This window comes from Bradyrhizobium sp. SZCCHNR1093, from assembly GCF_032381175.1.
GTDB lineage: Bacteria > Pseudomonadota > Alphaproteobacteria > Rhizobiales > Xanthobacteraceae > Bradyrhizobium.
In genome coordinates this window covers 41,081-59,884 of sequence record NZ_JAUHJJ010000004.1, presented here as the reverse complement: position 1 = coordinate 59,884, position 18,804 = coordinate 41,081, and the positions used below count along the sequence as shown (strand labels likewise).

The following is an 18,804-nucleotide window of genomic DNA, read 5'->3' as shown; positions in this document are numbered from 1 at the left end:
CGAGCGGTTCAGCAGGACGGTCGCGGCGAAGGACGAATGACGCTGAAGATGCGACCATCGATCACCAGCAGCGCACTCCCGATCACCAGCGCACCGCCGATCTCCCGCAACGAGATGCTTTCGCCGAGCACCAGCGACCCGAGCAGGATGGTCGTCAACGGGATCAACAACGTCACCAGCGTCACGTTGGTTGCACCGGAGCGGCGCAGGATTTGGAAGAACACGATATAGGCGAAGGCCGTCGACAGCGCCGCAAGCCCGATGACCGCGAGCCAGGTCTGCAGTCCGGGAATTGGAAGACGCCATGGCTGGTCGACGACAGCGGCGATGGCCAGCATCATCACGCTGGAAGCCGAGAGCTGGAAGGTGGCGGTCGCAAGCGGCGGCGAATGGGCGAGATGGCGGCGCACCAGCAGCGCGGCGATACCGTAGCTGAGGGACGCGCCGAGACCGAACAGAATGCCGTAGCCGCCTCCCGAGCCGTCGAGCCCCGGCCCACCTCGCAGGATCACGACGCCGATGAAGCCTACGACCAGACCCGCTGCCCGCCGGGCCGACAGCCTTTCCTCTCCCACGGCGGCCATCACCACGATCGTGAACAGTGGCGTCGTCGCATTGAGGACGGAGGCAAGGCCGGAGGTGATGAACGTCTGGCCGATCACGATCAGGCAGAACGGCACGACATTGTTGAACAGCGCCACGGCGAAGAACGGTCGCCAGCCGGCACCCCCCTTGGGAAAGCCGAGCCCGCGCAGTCGCAACGCCGGCAGCAGGATCGCGGCCGCCAGCACGATGCGCAGCAGCACCAGGGTCAGCGGCGGCAATTCCTTCAAGGCAAGGCCGTTGAAGATGAAAGATCCGCTCCACAGCAGCGACAGCAGGCCGAGCAGCCACCAATCCCGCGCGTTCATGTTGTCGTTCAGGGATGTCATCACCGCAGCCGCTGTTCGATGTCCGCGCGAACGTTGCAGATGAAGCGGAGCAAGGTCCACCCGCTTTCCGTTGGCGCTGACGCCCGCCCTAGGACGGATCCTTCGGCCGCGAAACCAGCTCGATCATGCGGCCTTCGTCCTCATCAGGCATCGCCGCCTTCGCCCGGGCATAAGAATCCACGGCCGCCTGGGCCATGACCGGACGCTCGCCGAGCAACTCCTCTGCAAGCTGCAGCGCATAGGCTGCATCCTTGTGACGAAGCGCCGCGGTGAAACTCGCGTCGGCGAAGTTGCGCGCGATCATGCGTGGCGCGTGGCGCAGAACTTGCGGGCTCGCCACGACCCCGCCCTTGATCGCCTCCAGCACGAGATGCATGTCGAGCCCGGCCTGCTCGGCGATCGCGAGGCCTTCGGCGAGACCTGCGATCTGCATCGCGCCAAGCAGGTTGTTGATCAGCTTGTAGACTGTCCCGGCGCCCACGGGCCCGAAATGGCGAATGGTCGAGCCGATCGGCGCCAGATACGGCCGCGCGCGGTCGAGATCGGCGGCGTCGGCGCCGACCAGCAAGGTCAGCTTGCCGCTCGCGGCCGCGTCGGGCAGCCCGGTCACCGGGCAGTCGAGATAGGTCACGCCGCGCGCATCCAGCTCGCGCGACAGGCGCAGCGCATGGTCGCGCGACACGGTCGAGCATTCGATCGCGATCGTGCCGACCCGCATGGTGGCCGCGGCGCCATCCGGCCCGAGCCACACCGCGCGCGAGGCGTCGTCATCAGCCACCATCGTAACGACCGCATCGGCATCGATTGCCGCATCAGCTGGCGAGGTCGACCAGCGCGCGCCGCGCGCGATCAGATCCTCCGCCTTCGCCCGGCTGCGATTCCAGACCGCGACGGAATAGCCTGCGTCGAGATAACGACCGGCCATGCCATGGCCCATGCGCCCGAGCCCGATGAAGGCAACGCGCGCCACGCTCAATCGACGTCCTCGATCGCAGCGCCTGGCGTCGTGCCGAACGCGCGCTGCGCCAGCGTCGCCGCCATGAACTCGTCGAGATCGCCGTCGAGCACGCCGGCGGTGTCGGACGTCTGCACGCCGGTGCGCAGATCCTTCACCATCTGATACGGCTGCAGCACGTAGGAACGGATCTGGTGACCCCAGCCGATCTCGGTCTTGGCCGCCTGGTCGGCCGCCGCTTTCTCCTCGCGCTTCTTCAACTCGATCTCATAGAGACGTGCGCGCAGCATGTCCCAGGCCTGAGCGCGGTTCTTGTGCTGTGAGCGACCGGCCTGACAGACCACGGCAACGCCGGTCGGGATGTGCGTCAGCCGCACCGCCGATTCGGTCTTGTTGACGTGCTGGCCGCCGGCGCCGCCCGACCGCATCGTGTCGACGCGGACATCGGACTCCTTGATGTCGATCTTGATGCTGTCGTCGATGACAGGGAAGATCTGCACCGATGAGAACGAGGTGTGGCGCCGCGCATTCGAATCGAACGGCGAGATTCGGACCAGGCGATGCACGCCGGCTTCCGTCTTCAGCCAGCCATAGGCGTTATGGCCGGAGATCTGGATGGTCGCGGACTTGATGCCGGCTTCTTCACCCAGCGATTCTTCGAGATACTCGACCTTGAAGCCGTGGGTCTCGGCCCAGCGCGTGTACATGCGCAGCAGCATCTGCGCCCAGTCCTGGCTCTCGGTGCCGCCGGCGCCGGCATGGACCTCGAGATAGGTGTCGAACTTGTCGGCCTCGCCGGACAGCAGCGCCTCGAGCTCGCGCCGCGCGACCTCCTTCTTCAACTCCTTGAGCGCATTCTCGGCTTCAGTGACGACCCCCGGATCGTTCTCGGCCTCGCCGAGCTCAATCATCTCGATGTTGTCGCTGAGCTCACGCTCGACCTTGCCAATGCCGGTCAGCGAATCCTCCAGCGAGGTCCGCTCCTGCATCAGCCGCTGAGCTTTTTGGGGGTCGTTCCAGAGATTGGGATCTTCGGCGAGCTTGTTCAGCTCAGCGAGCCTTGCCGTCGATGTCTCGACGTCAAAGATGCCTCCTCAGCAGCCCGACCGACTGCTTGATCTCTTCTACGATTTTCTCGATTTCGGCGCGCATGTCGCTCTCTTCAGGCCACGGCTCGAAGCGCCGCAGCATCATCTCTCACAGGGGGATGTAACGGCGCTCGGCGCAAAGCGCAATCGCTCTGCACCGCACCAGCACAGTTTCGCCGGTCTAGTAGAGGCTACCGGTACCCGGACGGATGATGAAGCTGCCCGCATCAGGCTGGCCGCCGCCCTGCGACGGCATCACACGTCCATCGGCGTCGGCGACACCGATGACCGAGTAGTTGTCCGGCGGCGCCGTACCAGGCTTGAACGCCTCCATGATGGTACGGCCGCCGTCGCCCGGGCTCGCCCGCATGCCGGTCTTGGCGTCGACACGCACCAGCTTGATGCCGGCCGGGATCTTGAAGGGCGTGGCCGGCTTGTCGGCCAGCGCGAGCTTCATGAAATCTTTTGCGATCGGCGCGGCCAGATGACCGCCGGTCGCGGCATTACCCTTACCGAGCGGCCGCGGCTTGTCGTAACCCATGTAGATCGCGACGGCGAGGTCCGGCGAGAAGCCGACGAACCATGCGTCCTTGGCCTCGTTGGTGGTGCCGGTCTTGCCGGCGATCGGCTTGCCGACCTCCCTGAGCACGGTTGCCGTACCCGCCTGCACCACACCCTCGAGCATCGAGGTGATCTGATAGGCGGTCATCGAATCCAGCACCTGCTCGCGGCGGTCGACCAGTTGCGGCTCGCTCTGATTCTTCCAGCCGTCCGGCGCGTCGCAGCCGCGGCACTCGCGGGCATCATGCTTGAAGATGGTGTGGCCGTAGCGATCCTGGATCCGGTCGATCAGCGTCGGCTTCACCCGGCGGCCGCCATTGGCCATCATCGAATAGGCCGTGACCATGCGCATGGCCGTGGTTTCACCCGCACCGAGTGCGTAGGACAGGTAATTCGGCAGTTCGTCATAGACTCCGAACCGTTTGGCGTACTCGGAAATCAGCGGCATGCCGACGTCCTGCGCCAGACGCACGGTCACCGTGTTCAGCGACAGGCGCAGCGCGTTGCGCAAGGTCGTGGGCCCGAGATACTTGCCGTTGGTAAAGTTTTCGGGGCGCCAGACCTGGCCACCCTGCCCCTGGTCGATCTCGATCGGTGCGTCGACGACCTGGGTCGACGGCGTATAGCCGTTGTCGAGCGCTGACGAATAGACGATCGGCTTAAATGACGATCCGGGCTGCCGGTAGGCCTGCGTTGCCCGGTTGAACTGGCTCTGGTCGAAGGAGAAGCCGCCGACCATCGCGAGCACACGGCCCGTATTCGGATCCATGGCAACCATCGCGCCGGACACTTCGGGCAGTTGCTCGAGGCGATACTGGCCTTCGACCGGATTGCCTTCCTTGTACAGCGGATCCGCATAGATCACGTCGCCCGGCTGCAGCACCTGGGCGACCGACGTCGGCACCTTGCCACGGCCATTGGCCGTCGCAGCCCGCGCCCATTTCACGCCGTCGAGCGTGATCAGGCCAGTCTGGCGCTCCTTGCTGACGGCGCCGCCGAGCTCCCGCGGCGGCTGGAATCCGATGCGGGCGGACTGGTCACTGGTCTCGAGCACCACGGCCATCCGCCACGGTGAGATGTCCGAGAGCGATTTGATGTCCGCGAGCTTCACGCCCCAGTCGCCCGAAGTATCGAGCTTGGAGACAGGCCCGCGATAGCCCTGCTCCTGGTCGTACCTCACGAGTCCGGCGACCATGGCCTTGCGCGCCATGACCTGGATCTTGGGATCGAGCGTCGTCCGGACGGACAGGCCGCCCTCATAGAGCTTCTTCTCGCCATAACGCTCGAAGATGTCACGGCGCACTTCCTCGGCGAAATATTCACCTGCAAAGATGTGGGCGCCGGTGTTGCGGCTCGCGATCGTCAGCGGGTCCTTGCGCGCCTTGTCGGCGTCGGCCTGCTTGATCCAGCCGTTCTCAAGCAGACGATCGACGACGTAGTTGCGGCGCTCGATGGCGCGGTCGCGATTCCGGATCGGATGCAGGCTGCCCGGCATCTTCGGCAGAGCCGCCAGATAGGCGGCCTCGGCCACCGTCAGTTCGTTGACCGACTTGTCGAAATAGACCAGCGACGCCGCGGCGATGCCGTAGGCGCCGGAGCCGAGATAGATCTCGTTGAGATAGAGCTCGAGAATCTTGTCCTTCGAGTAGGTGCGCTCGATGCGCATCGCCAGCAGCGCTTCCTTGATCTTGCGGGCGAACGACACCTCGTTGGTCAGCAGGAAGTTCTTGGCGACCTGCTGCGTGATCGTCGAGGCACCCTGCGGGCGGCGATTCGAGCCGAAGTTCTGGGCGTAGACCACGGCAGCGCGCGCCATGCCGGTGAAGTCGATGCCGCCATGCTCGTAGAAGTTCTTGTCCTCGGCGGCGAGGAAGGCGTTGATGACGAGCTTGGGAACCGCCTGGATCGGCAGGTACAGCCGACGCTCCCGGGCATATTCACCGACCAGCGAGCCGTCGGCCGCGTGCACGCGCGTCATCACCGGCGGCTCATAATCCTGCAGCTGGGAGTAATCAGGCAGGTCCTTGGAAAAATGCCAGATCAGGCCGGCCGCTGCTGCCACACCGACCAGGAACAAGACGGTACCGGCCGCGAACAGGAAGCCCAAAAACCGCACCAGAAAGCGCATCGGCGAATATCCGTTCCAACTCTTGTTTCGTCTCTCGGCTCGGACGCGGCGCACCCACGGGCGCTACCGCCAAAAATCACACGGTCGGCTGCAATGCCGCGTGACCCATGCCTGAGAAACGCACGGTCAAGCCTATCAGCGGTCAAGCCTATCACAAGTCTGCCGAGAAGGAATCTTCACTGATTCCGGGTGCCTCGCAGCACGTTTATAGGGATGTTGCTGTGGCCAAACTAGGGCTTTGCGCGTACCGGCCCCGGCTTGTCCGGCCTGTCGGGGCCCGCATTGGCGATGCGCTTGGCCAGAAAGGCATCGATCGCCCGCGCCATTGCGTCCGCCGTGCGCGACCGCCATGCGTCGGAGACCAAGTTTCCCATATCGCCCTTATTGGAGACATAGCCGAGTTCGACCAGCACGGATGGCACGTCGGGCGCCTTGAGCACGCGGAAACCGGCCGATTTGAGCGGACGCTTATGCATATGCACCGCCGTCTTCATGTCGTTCATCAGCAGACGGGCGAACCGGTTGGAAAACGTCCGCGTTTCCCGGCGGGCCAGATCGATCAGGATGTCGGCCACGTCAGCCGGCTCCTCCGTCAGATTGACCCCGCCGATCTGGTCGGCGCGGTTCTCGGCCTCGGCCAGCCGTTCCGCCTCGACGTCGGACGCCTTGTCGGACAGCGTGTAGATGGTCGCGCCCTGCGCAGTGCCCTCACCTCGCGGCAGCGCATCGGCGTGGATGGAGACGAACAGCGCCGCCGACTGCTTCTGGGCGATGCGGACCCGGTCTCCGAGCGGGATGAAGGTGTCGTCGTCGCGGGTCATGACCACGCGGAACTTGCCCGACCGCTCCAGCCGGTCGCGCAGCGCCTGGCCGAAGGCGAGCACCAGATTCTTCTCCGGCACCTCCCCGCCCTGTGTGCCGTAGTCGACGCCACCATGACCGGGGTCGATCACGATCACGGGCCGGGTGTCCGGCGGGCCGTCCGTCGGAGGGGGGGCGATGGCAACCGTGGTCGGCGGCGGCCGGACTGCCGGCGGCGCAGGGTTTCCTGCGACAGCGACCGACGCCGTCGCCGAACTCGAATCGGCAGGCCTGGCGGCAAGACGACTGTCGCTGCCGATGGCGCGGGCGAAGGTCGCCTCGTCGACCTCCTCCAGTTCGAGCACCAGCCGCGGCGGCTGACCGTTGGCGGCATCAAGCACCGTGGAGTTGGCGATTCGGGCCGGGCCGGTGAGATCGAACACGATGCGGGACCCACCGGGCATCACCATCCCATAGCGGAACGCCTTCACCAAACCCCGGCCGCTGGTCCCGGCTCCGGTGGGCAGATGAAAGCTGACCTGGGGCAGGTCGACGACGACGCGATAGGGTTCGCTGAGCAGGAAGGCTCGAAACGGCACCGTCCGGTCGAGATCGAGCACGAATCGAGTCTGTCGGGAATCGCCGGCGACCCGCGCATCGGTGGCGATCGGGAACCCGGGCCCGACCACGGCAGGCGGCACCTGGCCGACCGGCCCACTCTGGGCGCGGGCCGGAATGACGGCCGCACATAACATTTGCGTGACGCACAGCGACGCGCATCCCAGCAAAGAAAGGTAATTCGCCCGGCCAGCTGCCAAATCGATGCCTCCGCGGGATGGTCTTACCGCAACCAATCCCAGGGGTTAACCGCCAAATTTTGTCATTTTCGTTAAAGGCCACCGATTGTTGCGGTTCCGCGACGCTTCGCTTGCGCGACCTGACCATTCCTCGTATGTACGAAGGGCTGAAGGCTAATCCTTACTGCCGGTTGTGTCGCGTTCAACCTCCCGGTGAAACGCCGGAAGCTTCGTGATCGAGGTGCTCGGTATCGGGTCCTCGATCGTCGCGGAGATTCCAGCGCCTTTCCGACGCTCCACCAAAGCCTGCGCGATCCCGCGCGGCCGCAACGGAGAGCCGGTCACGAGCCGAGTGGCGCCTGTCAGGCGCCTCCTCGCAGAGACCGCCCGGGCACCAGGTCAGACACGGTATAGCCTGATACCGCACCCGTGACAGGGTGGGTATTCGATCCAGGCAAGCGTTTCGGCGCAATCTGGCCTTCGGCAACAGAGCAAGGCGGCACCCGCTGCCGCCCACGTATTCCAGACGGGCCGACGCTTGATGCGCCAGACTGAGTTGCCAACCATGACCAGCGGACGATCCGCGCCGATGCGGGGCCAGACCCCTGCCCGGCCAATCGCCCCGCCGGCATCAGGGTTGGCGCGGCGCGACCAGCTGCGTTTAGGCCTTCCCCTCACCCCCGAATCAGGTGGACCGTCGCGTCATCCGACAGCGCGCCACGCGCTCGCGGCCAATCGCGCCCGTCGCCTCCAAGAGTTCCAATATGCCCAACAAGATGTTGATCGATGCTACCCACCCGGAAGAGACCCGGGTCGTTGTCGTCCGCGGCAACCGCGTCGAGGAATTTGATTTCGAAACGGCCCAACGCAAGCAGCTCCGCGGCAACATCTACCTGGCCAAGGTTACCCGCGTTGAGCCCTCGCTGCAGGCCGCCTTCGTCGAGTATGGCGGCAACCGCCACGGCTTCCTGGCCTTCAGCGAAATCCATCCGGACTATTATCAGATCCCGGTCGCCGACCGGCAGGCTCTGATCGAGGCCGAGGAGCGCGCGCACCGCGAAGCCGAAGAGGAAAGCGAGAACCGCTCCAATCGCCGCCGCAACCGGCACCGCAGTTCGCGACGCCGCGGCAGCGGCGAACGGGTTCAGAGCGAGATCGTCGAGGCCGCCGAGGCAGGCCTCCCTGCCCAGCCCCAAGGGCATGAGGCCGACCACGAGGCGCATGAGCACCACGCCTATGCGCAGGACGACGATCGGCCGCACGCCGACGCGACCGATCCCAGCGAGGCGCAGGGCTTCTCCGAGGGCCCGGTCAAGGCTCAGGGTCAGGACGCGCCGGGCGAAGCTCACCACGGTGCAGCCGACGAATCGCGCGACCAGGCCGACGAGCCGCATGATGCCGTCGCCGCGCAGGACCGTGTGGCGGCTGCCGAACAGCCCGCCGGCGAAGCCGCGGACACCGCGGTCGCGCAGAACGGCGACGCGACCTCTGCCGAGGCGGCCAGCCCCGCTGTCGCCGCGGAAGAGCACGACGAAGAACATGACCATGCAAGCCATGATCACGACGAGCATGGTCATGACGAACATGACCATGACGACCATGACCATGACCATCACGACGAACATGATCACCACGATGACGGCGCGCCCGTAGCCGAGCATGACAGCAACGGCGTCACGATCGTGCCGGGCGACGACAACGGCGCCGAATCCGGGTCCGGCGACCACGAGGACGACGAGGACGACGGCGAGGAGATCGAGGAAGAGCTCGTTGAATCCGTCGGCGGCGATGACGTGCTGGAAGAAGTGCCTGAGCGCACCTTCCGCCCGCGCCGCCAGTACAAGATCCAGGAGGTCATCAAGCGCCGCCAGGTGATGCTGGTGCAGGTCGTAAAGGAGGAGCGTGGCAACAAGGGCGCCGCGCTGACCACCTATCTGTCGCTGGCCGGCCGCTACGCCGTGCTGATGCCGAACACGGCGCGCGGTGGCGGCATCAGCCGCAAGATCACCTCGGCGCAGGACCGCTCGCGGCTGAAGGAAGTGGTGCAGGACCTCGACGTGCCCGAGGGCATGGGCGTCATCCTGCGCACCGCCGGCGCCAACCGCACCAAGCCCGAGATCAAGCGCGACTTCGAATATCTGCTGCGGCTGTGGGAAACGGTCCGCGACATGACCCTGAAGTCGCAGGCCCCGACCCTGGTCTACGAGGAAGGCTCGCTGATCAAGCGCTCGCTGCGCGACCTCTATAACAAGGAGATCGACGAGATCCTGGTGGCCGGCGAAGCCGGCTACCGCGAGGCGCACGACTTCATGAAGATGCTGATGCCGACCAACGTCCGGGCGGTGAAGCAGTATCGCGACGGCCAGCCGCTGTTCTCGCGCATGGGCGTCGAAAGCCAGCTCGACGCGATGTTCTCGCCGACCGTCCAGCTGCGTTCGGGCGGCTATATCGTGCTCAACCAGACCGAGGCGCTGGTCTCGATCGACGTGAACTCCGGCCGCGCTACGCGCGAGCATCACATCGAGGACACCGCGCTCAAGACCAATATGGAGGCCGCCGAGGAAGTGGCGCGCCAGCTCCGGCTGCGCGACCTCGCCGGGCTGATCGTCATCGACTTCATCGACATGGACGAGAAGCGCAACAACCGCTCCGTCGAGCGCAAGCTGTCCGACTGCCTGCGGCAGGATCGCGCGCGCATCCAGGTCGGCCGCATCTCGCATTTCGGCCTGCTGGAGATGTCGCGCCAGCGCATCCGCGCCAGCGTGCTGGAAAGCTCGACCGAGCCGTGCGCGCATTGCGGCGGCACCGGCCACGTGCGCTCGGTATCCTCGGTGGCGCTGCAGCTCTTGCGCAGCCTCGAAGAGACGCTGATGAAGGGCGCGACCCACAACCTCGTGGTCCGCACCCGCACCGAGGTGGCGCTCTACGTGCTCAACCACAAGCGCGGCCATTTGCGCGACCTCGAGAACAGCTTCAAGGTGTCGCTCGCGGTCATCGCCGATCCGACTGTGAGCGGCCAGCAATCCTTCATCATCGATCGCGGCGAGCAGGTGCATACGCTCGAGGCCGCCAAGGCGCTGCTCGCGGCGCAGGCCTCCGCGCCGCCGCTGGTGGCCGAGGAAGTCTTCGACGACGAGGAGACGTTCGACATCGAGACGGAATCCGAGGTCGAGACCGAGGAGACCGAAGGTCTGTCCGAGGACGCGGCCGACGGCAGCGCTGCCGACGGCGAGCGGGACGGCGCGCGCCGCAAGCGGCGACGGCGCCGGCGCGGCCGCGGCGGCGAGACCCGCGAGGGCACGCTGCCTGAAGGAACGGCCGGACTGCAGCCCGCAGAGCCGGGCCTTGCCGCCGAGCAGTCAGCCGAGGACTCCGACGGCGAAGACGACGAGTCGGAGGAACAGCCTGCGTTCGCCCAAGGCGAGCAGACGGATCAGCCTGGCGGCGAGCGGCGTCCGCGCCGGCGTGGACGCCGCGGCGGTCGCCGTCGGCGCGGTGGCGCGGAAGAAGGTCTCGCCGCGTCAATCGGCGACGAGCTAGCGCCGGCTTCGGCATCGGAGGCAGAAGCCGCCGTGGCCGATTTCGACGGCAATGGCGCTTCCCGCCACGACGAGGAAGAACCGGCCGAACCCGCGGCGCCGGTCCATGCGGCGGCCGCAGCCGAGGCCGATGAGCCCATCGCTGACGCCTCCGTGCCCGTGCCCCAGGCTGCTCCTCGACAACCCGAAGTGCAGCAGACCGAGGCTCCGAAGACGGAATCCGAGAAGACCCCGCGCCGTTCGACGGTTCGCGAGAAGGTCAGCTTCCTCACCGAGCCCAGGCCCGAGAGCGCGGTTTCGGCCGTCAACGTCGCCGAGAGCAGCGCGCCCGCTCCGGCTGTCGACGTCGCTGCGTCCGAGCCGGTTGCCACCGAGCCGGCGGCCACCGATTCCTCGTCCCCTGCGGCCCCGCGCCGGGCCGGCTGGTGGTCCCGCCGTTTCGGTGGCGGGCAGTAAGCCCCCCGCTTTCCGACGCTTCAATGCAAAGCGCCCGGCCAGATGGCCGGGCGTTTTCATATGACGTTCTTCCATGGCACCGAATGCGCCGACCGGCGCCGACTTCATGACGATGGCGATGACGCCGAACACCGCATGCGCTGTACCGTCGATCACGTCCCGCGGCCGCTGACCGCGCTCGCCGCGCGATATCAGCGCGAAGCCGAACGGGATCGCGAACGGCAGCACCTGCAGGATGTCGCCGCGCGCCAGGGCGCCGACGCCCTGCCCGCCCTACGCGAGCCAGCGGGCGATCCGGGAGACGGCCTCGCGCATGTCCTCGGCCGAACGCGCATAGGAAAAGCGCACGAAGCTGCGGCCGTGGATCGGATCGAAGTCGACGCCCGGCGTGGCCGCAACATGGGTCTCCTCCAGCATCCGCTTGGCGAAGTCGAAGCTGTCGGAGGTGAAGTCGGACACGTCGGCATAGAGGTAGAACGCGCCGTCGGCCGGCAGAAAGCGGGTCAGGCCGGCCTTCGGGAAACCCTCGATCAGGATGCGGCGGTTCTCCTGATAACCGTGCTTGATGGTCTCCATTTCGGTCCGGCCGTCGAACGCCGCTTCCGCAGCGATCTGCGACAGGGTCGGAACCGAAATCGCGAGGTTCTGCTGCAGACGCTCGATCGGCCGCGCCAGCGCATCCGGCACCACCATCCAACCGATGCGCCAGCCGGTCATGCAGAAGTACTTCGAGAACGAGTTGATGATCAGGGCCTCGCTTGACAGCTCCGCCGCCGTCACCGCCGGAAACGCGTAGTCCAGACCGTGATAGATCTCGTCGGAGATGAAGCGGATGCCCGCATCGCGCGCGGCTGCGATGACGCCGCCCAGCGCCTCACGCGACATCATGGTGCCGGTCGGATTGGCGGGACTTGCCACCAGCACGCCCTTCAGCGGCGTCTTGCGGTGAACGGCAAGCAGCGCCTCGCCGGTCAGGGCGTGACGGTTCTCCGCCGTGGTCTCGATCAGCACCGGCTCGCAGCCCAGCGCCGTCAGGATGTGGCGATAGGGCGGATAGCCAGGCACGGTCACGGCCACGCGATCGCCGGGCTCGAACATCGCCAGGAACGCGAGGATGAATCCGGCCGAGGATCCCGTCGTGATCACGATCCGCGCCGGATCGATCTCGCAAGCGTGCGTCTCGCGATAGTGCCGCGCGATTCGCTGTCGCAGCGACAGCAGGCCGAGCGCCGAGGTGTAATCGATGCGTGCCTGATCGAGCGCAGCGTGCGCGGCCGCGATGGCCGCTCGCGGCGCAGGCGCCGCAGGTTGGCCGACCTCCATGTGGATGACATGTCCGCCGCCCGCCTCGATCCGCTCGGCCGCAGCCATCACGTCCATCACCATGAACGGCGGAACATTGCTGCGCGCGGACGGCGCCGTCAGGTTGGCGATCCGCTGTTCCAATGTCGGTATCACTGTCGCATCCACCATCGATATCTGCTATTGACCCCGGCTGTTCGGACCCGCTCCGTGAACCGGTCGAGGTCAGCCCATGGGCCTCATTCGCCGCAGATGAGCCGCATTCCGCCGTTTGGTGGGCAATAGCCCGTCTCGAGCCTCGCGCCAATTGCAAAGATCGCCTGATGTCGCTCCGTATCGTGCTTCGCAAGAAACTGTCCGGCGGGCTTGCCGCGGTCGTCGCTGCGGCCGTGACGCTGGCGCCGCTCGCGCCTGCGTCGGCGCAGCAAGGCAAGGGACCGCCGATCCTGCGCGACACCGAGACCGAGGTGCTGCTGCGTGAATATACGCGGCCGATCCTGCGCGTCGCCGGACTCGAAAGGCAGAACATCCAGATGGTCATCATCAACGATGCGTCCTTCAACGCGTTCGTTGCCGACGGCCGCCGCATCTTCGTCAATTACGGCGCGATCCTTCAGTCGGAAAATCCGAACCAGCTGATCGGCGTTCTCGCGCACGAGACCGGCCATCTCGCCGGCGGCCATCTCGCCAAGCTGCGCCAGCAGCTCGCCACCGCCCAGACCCAGATGATCATCGCCACCATTCTCGGCGCCGGCGCCCTCGCCGTCGGCGCGCGCGGCGGCGGCAGCGGCCTCGCCAATGCCGGCGCCGCGACGCTGTCCGCGCCGGGCGAGGTCATCCGCCGCTCGCTGTTGTCGTATCAGCGCCAGCAGGAGGAGAACGCCGACCGTGCGGGGGTGAAATTCCTCACTGCGGCAGCGCAATCGCCGAAGGGCATGTACGAGACGTTCAAGCGCTTCACCAATGAGAGCCTGTTCGCCGCGCGTGGCGCCGACCCCTATCTGCAATCACATCCGATGCCGGCCGATCGCGTCGAGGCGCTCGAGGGCCTTGCGCGCCAGAGCCCCTATTGGGACAAGAAGGACGACCCCGCGCTGCAGCTCCGCCACGACATGGTCCGGGCCAAGATCTCGGCCTTCATGGAACGGCCGGACACGGTGGCACGGCGATATCCCTTGTCGGACACCAGCCTGCCCGCCCGCTACGCCAGGGCAATCTCCACCTACCTGCATGGCGACCTGCGCAGCGCCCTGAGCCAGATCGACGCCCTGATCCAGGTGCAACCCAACAACGCCTATTTCTACGAGGTCCGTGGCCAGGCCCTGCTGGAGGGCGGCCGTCCCACTGAGGCGATCGCCCCGCTGCGCAAGGCGGTGCACCTGTCCAATAACGCTCCGCTCATCGAGATGTTACTTGGTCAGGCCTTGGTGGCATCCGAGAACAAAGCCTACACTGACGAGGCGATCTCGATCCTGCGCGCGGCAGTCGCGCGCGAATCCGAGGCACCGCTCGGCTATTCCCAGCTCGCGATGGCCTATGGCCGCAAGGGCGACTATGCGGAGGCGGATCTCGCCTCGGCGCAGGCCGCCTTCCTGCGTGGCGACAACAAGACGGCGCGCGAGCTTGCCTCGCGTGCGAAAACCCGCTTCGCGGTAGGGTCGCCGGGCTGGGTCAAGGCCGACGACATCGTCACGGCAAAGCCGCTTTCCGGCCAGTAATGTGTCGGACAGCGGGGGTTGGCGCCCGTTGAAGTTTTGAATTACTGCTATCATCCGATCCAGAATATCAAGATACCGATCACGACCATCGACAAGGACCCGATCATTTGACCCAGAGGACCTCCTTCATGCCGTCAGTCCGCACGCTCATTCCCGCGATGTTGTTCGCGCTTTCGCTCTGCGGCGTGCCTCAGCTCGCGTCGGCGGAGAGCTTCTCCGACAGCCAGCGTGGCGAGATCGAGACCATCGTCCGAAACTACCTGATCGCGCATCCCGAGGTGCTCGAAGAGGCGATGGCCGAGCTGCAGAAGCGCCAGACGGCGGCCGAGGCGGCCAAGCACGAGGCCAGCATCAGCAAGAACGCCGAAACCATCTTCAACTCGCCGCGCGGTGTCGTGCTCGGCAACAAGGATGGCGACGTCACCTTCGTCGAGTTCTTCGATTACAATTGCGGCTACTGCAAGCGCGCGATGGCCGACATGATGGACCTGATGAAGAGCGACCCGAAGCTGAAGGTCGTGCTCAAGGAATTTCCGGTGCTGAGCCAGGGCTCGGTCGAGGCCGCGCAGGTCGCGGTTGCCGTTCGGATGCAGGCCCCGCAGAAATATCTCGACTTCCACCAGAAGCTGCTGGGCGGCCGCGGCCAGGCCGACAAGGCCCACGCGCTCGCGGTGGCCAAGGAACTCGGCCTCGACATGGCCCGCGTCGAGAAGGACATGGCGAGCCCCGAGGCCAAGGCGACGATCGAGGAGAACTTCAAGCTCGCCGAGGAGATGGGCATGAACGGCACGCCGAGCTACGTGATCGGCAAGCAGGTCGTGATCGGCGCCGTCGGCGTCGAGGGCCTGCGCGAGAAGATCAGCACGGCCCGCTGCGGCAAGGCGAGCTGCTGAGCATATCTGTCAAAGCGTCTCGCCATCACGAGATCAATCAAAGGCCGGCTGTATCAGCCGGCCTTCTGCTTTTGCCGTGAGCCGGTGAAGAAGCAAGAGACCGGTGGCGCCGCCGCCCTCGCCTATCCCGTCAGCTTCATTCCGAGCCGGGTTCGAAGTGCCTCGCGGATGTGGCCGCGTGCAATCGCCTCGGCCCGATCGGGATCGCGGATCGCGATCGCCTCGATCAGCTCACCATGCTCGGCCGCGGCCGTTGCCGGACGTCCTTCGGCCGCAAACGTTGTGGTTCCCAGCAGCGCTGTCGCCACATGCATGTCCTCGAGGGCGGCATCGAGATAGCGGTTGCGCGCGGCGCGCTGGATCGCACCGTGCATCAGCCGATTCAGCCGCGCGAGCTCGACGGCGTCGCCCTCCCCGCTGACGAAGCGCGCATGAATGTCGCGCAGCGCCGCGATCTCGGCCGGCACGGCATACTGCGCGGCGAGCCGGGCCGCGGCGCCTTCGAGAATCTCCCGCATCGCGTACAGCTCGAGGATTTCATTCTCGTCGAGACTTCGCACGATCAGGCCGCGGCCACCAGCCGGCTGCACCCACCCCTTGGCCACCAGCTTGCCGAAGGCCTCACGGACCGGCGTGCGGCTGACGTTCAGCTTCTGGGCGACCTCATCCTCACGCAGTCGATCGCCGGAGCGATAGAGGCCGTTCTCCAGCGCATGGCACAGCGCACGAAATACCGCTTCGCCGAGAGAGACGTTGTCACGATCGATGGTGAGCGATGGCGATTCCGAGGACATGGGGTCACTGTCTCACAACCTTGTTCCGAACAACAGCATCTCTTGCATGTACTCGTATACAATAGTATACGAACACATGCTTCCGCAGCCGGCACTTCAGCACCGTCCATTGTCGCTAGGCCGACGGCTGCCATGCCGATGGCGTGGCTGTGCGGACGCACGCCGATCCAGGGCCTGCCGCCTTGCGTTCGCAAGGGCCTGCGATGACTGATCAGAGCGATATCGTCGACCATCCCGTGACCTACGACGTCGTCGTGGCCGGCGGCGGCAACGCGGCCCTCTGCGCCGCCATTGCGGCACGGCGCGCCGGGGCCTCGGTCATCGTGCTGGAGGCCGCCTCGAAGTTCTATCGCGGCGGCAATACGCGCCACACCCGCAACATGCGCTGCGCCCATGACGCGGCGACCGCGACGTTGAGCGGCCCCTACACCGAGGACGAGTTCTGGGACGATCTCCTGCGCGTCACCGAAGGCCAGACCAACGAGCAACTGGCGCGGCTGATGATCCGCGAATCCAAGGACATGCTCGACTGGATCGTCGAACAGGGCGTGCGCTTCCAGCCCTCGCTCGGCGGAACGCTGAGCTTAGGACGGACCAACTCGTTCTTCCTGGGCGGCGGCCGGGCCATGCTCAATGCGCTGTATCTCACCGCCGAGCTCCTCGGCGTCGACGTGCGCTACGAGGCCGAGGTGGTGGGGCTGGAGATGGACGACGGCCGCTTCCGCGCGGCGATCGTGCAGCACGGCAACGGCAGGATGCGCATCGGCGGCAAGGCGCTGGTGGCGGCCGCGGGCGGCTTCGAATCCAACATCGACAAGCTGGTCGAGGGCTGGGGCGAGATCGCCCGCAACTTCCTGATCCGCGGCACGCCCAACAATCGCGGCACGGTGCTCGACATGCTGCTCGGCGCCGGCGTCGACAGTATCGGCGACCCCACCCAATGCCATGCGGTGGCGATCGATGCGCGGGCGCCCAAATATGACGGCGGCATCATCACGCGGCTCGACTGCGTCGTGTTCGGCATCGTCGTCAACAACAACGCTGAGCGATTCTACGACGAAGGCGAGGACGTCTGGCCGAAGCGTTACGCCATCTGGGGCCGCCTGGTCGCGACCCAGCCGAACCAGATTGCCTACATCATCTTCGACGCGAAATCGGCGAACCTGTTCATGCCATCGCTTTACCCCGCGATCGAGGCGGCCGGCATCACCGAGCTCGCCGGCAAGCTCGACCTCGATCCCGACAAGCTGACCACCACCGTCGCGCAATTCAACGCATCGGTGCGCGCCGGCAGCTTCAATCCCGACATCCTGGACGATTGTCGCACCGAGAACTTAGCGCCGCCCAAATCGCATTGGGCGCGCCGTCTCGATTCAGCGCCCTTCTACGCCTATCCGGTCCGGCCCGGCATCACCTTCACCTACCTCGGCGTGCGCGTCGACCATGCGGCAAGGATGATGATGAAGGCCGGCGGGCCAGCCGACAACATGTACGCCGCAGGCGAGATCATGGCCGGCAACGTGCTCGGCCGCGGCTATGCCGCGGGCATCGGCATGACGATCGGCAGCGTATTCGGCCGCATCGCGGGCCGGGGAGCAGCGACACATGCAGCGCAGTGAGGCGTTGACCGAGGCGGATCGGCTGATGACGATCTGCAATTCCTGCCGCTATTGCGAGGGCCTCTGCGCCGTGTTTCCGGCTATGGAGATGCGCCGCGCCTTCACCGGCGGCGACCTCAACTATCTCGCCAATCTCTGCCATGCCTGCGGCGCCTGCTACGTCGACTGCCAATTCTCGCCGCCGCACGAATTCGACGTTCGCGTCCCGTCCGTTCTGACCCGGGTACGGCACGAGAGCTACGCCGACTATGCCTGGCCGCGCGCGCTGGCGCCGCTGTTCAGGCGCAACGGCCTTGCGGTGTCGCTCATCGCGGTCATCAGCATGGCCGCGTTCGTCCTCGGCTTCGTGGCCTTCAACGATCCCGCCGCGCTGTTCGCAAGCCGGCACGGCCTCGGCTCGTTCTACGCGCTCATGCCGCACAACACGATGGCGCTGTTGTTCGGCGCCGCCTTCCTGTGGGCCATCATCGCCATCATCATGGGCGCTCGGGCCTTCTGGAATGACATCGGCGAGCCGAGCTCGACCCTGACGCGCTCACGTCCGCTGCTGCGCGCCGTTCGCGACGCAGGCAGCCTGCGCTATCTCGATGGCGGCGGCGTCGGCTGCTACAACGAGGATGAGCGGCCGCGCGACACCCGGCGGTTCTATCACCATCTGACGTTCTGGGGCTTCGTGCTCTGCTTCGCATCGACCAGCGTCGCGACGCTCTATCACTATCTTCTGCACCGCGATGCGCCCTATCCGTTGTGGGATCTACCCGTCGTGCTCGGCACGCTCGGCGGAATAGGCATCGTGGTCGGTCCGCTCGGACTCTACGCCGCCAAGCGCAGGCGTGAGCCGGCGATGATGGACGGCGGCAGCCGCGGCATGGATGTCGCGTTCTTGGCGATGCTCGTCCTCACCGGCGCGACCGGACTCGCTCTCCTCGTGCTTCGCGAGACCAGCACGATGGGCGTGCTGCTCGCGGTCCATCTCGGCGCGGTGTTCGCGATCTTCATCACGATGCCCTACGGCAAGTTCGTGCACGGCCTCTATCGATTCTTGGCGCTCCTCCGCTACGCGCGCGAACGTCACGGCGCGTAGCTCGCGCGAGGTCGCCGTCGACGCACAACTGATCGCCGTCGTCATGCAGCATTCATGACCCTGAGCATCCGTTCATAAAGTTGCGATCTGCGACATTTTTCCGGAACGATCGGAGACGCACGGAACGACTCCTACCT

General features: G+C 66.1%; 11 protein-coding genes and 2 pseudogenes. 5 read left to right on the top strand and 8 right to left on the bottom strand.

Annotated elements, in window-relative coordinates:
* Window positions 1-8: 8 nt before the first annotated feature.
* From QX070_RS14885 to QX070_RS14865, 5 genes and pseudogenes are all read right to left on the bottom strand, one after another.
* Window positions 9-932: a DMT family transporter gene (locus QX070_RS14885; protein WP_315737784.1), complete on the bottom strand. Its 924-nt coding sequence runs from the start codon at window positions 930-932 to the stop codon at window positions 9-11.
* An 88-nt stretch (window positions 933-1,020) separates the two neighbouring features.
* Window positions 1,021-1,926: pseudogene (locus QX070_RS14880) on the bottom strand (NAD(P)-dependent oxidoreductase); the annotation flags it as partial.
* A protein-coding gene (prfB, locus tag QX070_RS14875) for a peptide chain release factor 2 (RefSeq protein WP_315737783.1) occupies window positions 1,905-3,039 on the bottom strand; the annotation gives its coding sequence in 2 pieces (ribosomal slippage) (window positions 1,905-2,969 and window positions 2,971-3,039; 1,134 coding nt in all). The pseudogene QX070_RS14880 and the gene prfB, both read right to left, overlap by 22 nt.
* Window positions 3,040-3,156: 117 nt before the next feature.
* Window positions 3,157-5,664 (bottom strand): penicillin-binding protein 1A, encoded by a 2,508-nt coding sequence (locus QX070_RS14870; RefSeq protein ID WP_315737782.1) that lies wholly within the window; start codon window positions 5,662-5,664, stop codon window positions 3,157-3,159.
* A gap of 230 nt (window positions 5,665-5,894) precedes the next feature.
* Window positions 5,895-7,220, bottom strand: coding sequence for an N-acetylmuramoyl-L-alanine amidase (locus QX070_RS14865; protein WP_315738309.1), 1,326 nt, complete (start codon window positions 7,218-7,220; stop codon window positions 5,895-5,897).
* Between the two features lie 806 nt (window positions 7,221-8,026).
* Between QX070_RS14865 and QX070_RS14860 the strand changes: the two genes are divergently transcribed.
* Entirely contained in the window at window positions 8,027-11,257 is a 3,231-nt protein-coding gene (locus tag QX070_RS14860) for an Rne/Rng family ribonuclease (protein ID WP_315737781.1), read from the top strand.
* Between the two features lie 72 nt (window positions 11,258-11,329).
* Here the strand turns inward: QX070_RS14860 and QX070_RS14855 are convergent.
* A pseudogene (locus tag QX070_RS14855) lies at window positions 11,330-11,518 on the bottom strand (cation:dicarboxylate symporter family transporter); the annotation flags it as partial.
* A 12-nt stretch (window positions 11,519-11,530) separates the two neighbouring features.
* A complete protein-coding gene (locus QX070_RS14850; RefSeq protein WP_315737780.1) occupies window positions 11,531-12,730 on the bottom strand; it encodes a pyridoxal phosphate-dependent aminotransferase in 1,200 nt (399 codons plus the stop codon).
* 152 nt (window positions 12,731-12,882) lie between these two features.
* Here QX070_RS14850 and QX070_RS14845 point away from each other — a divergent pair, with 152 nt between their 5' ends.
* On the top strand, window positions 12,883-14,277 hold the full coding sequence (locus tag QX070_RS14845; protein WP_315737779.1) for a M48 family metalloprotease: 1,395 nt from the start codon (window positions 12,883-12,885) through the stop codon (window positions 14,275-14,277).
* 128 nt (window positions 14,278-14,405) lie between these two features.
* A complete protein-coding gene (locus tag QX070_RS14840) occupies window positions 14,406-15,170 on the top strand; it encodes a DsbA family protein (RefSeq protein WP_315737778.1) in 765 nt (254 codons plus the stop codon).
* A gap of 122 nt (window positions 15,171-15,292) precedes the next feature.
* Here QX070_RS14840 and QX070_RS14835 read toward each other — a convergent pair whose 3' ends face one another.
* A complete protein-coding gene (locus QX070_RS14835; RefSeq protein WP_315737777.1) occupies window positions 15,293-15,964 on the bottom strand; it encodes a GntR family transcriptional regulator in 672 nt (223 codons plus the stop codon).
* Between the two features lie 203 nt (window positions 15,965-16,167).
* On the opposite strand from QX070_RS14835, the gene tcuA reads away from it, so the two are divergent.
* Entirely contained in the window at window positions 16,168-17,583 is a 1,416-nt protein-coding gene (gene tcuA / locus QX070_RS14830) for an FAD-dependent tricarballylate dehydrogenase TcuA (RefSeq protein ID WP_315737776.1), read from the top strand.
* Window positions 17,570-18,667, top strand: a complete 1,098-nt coding sequence (tcuB, locus tag QX070_RS14825; RefSeq protein WP_315737775.1) for a tricarballylate utilization 4Fe-4S protein TcuB — start codon at window positions 17,570-17,572, stop codon at window positions 18,665-18,667. The genes tcuA and tcuB overlap by 14 nt, the downstream gene beginning before the upstream one ends.
* Window positions 18,668-18,804 lie beyond the last annotated feature (137 nt).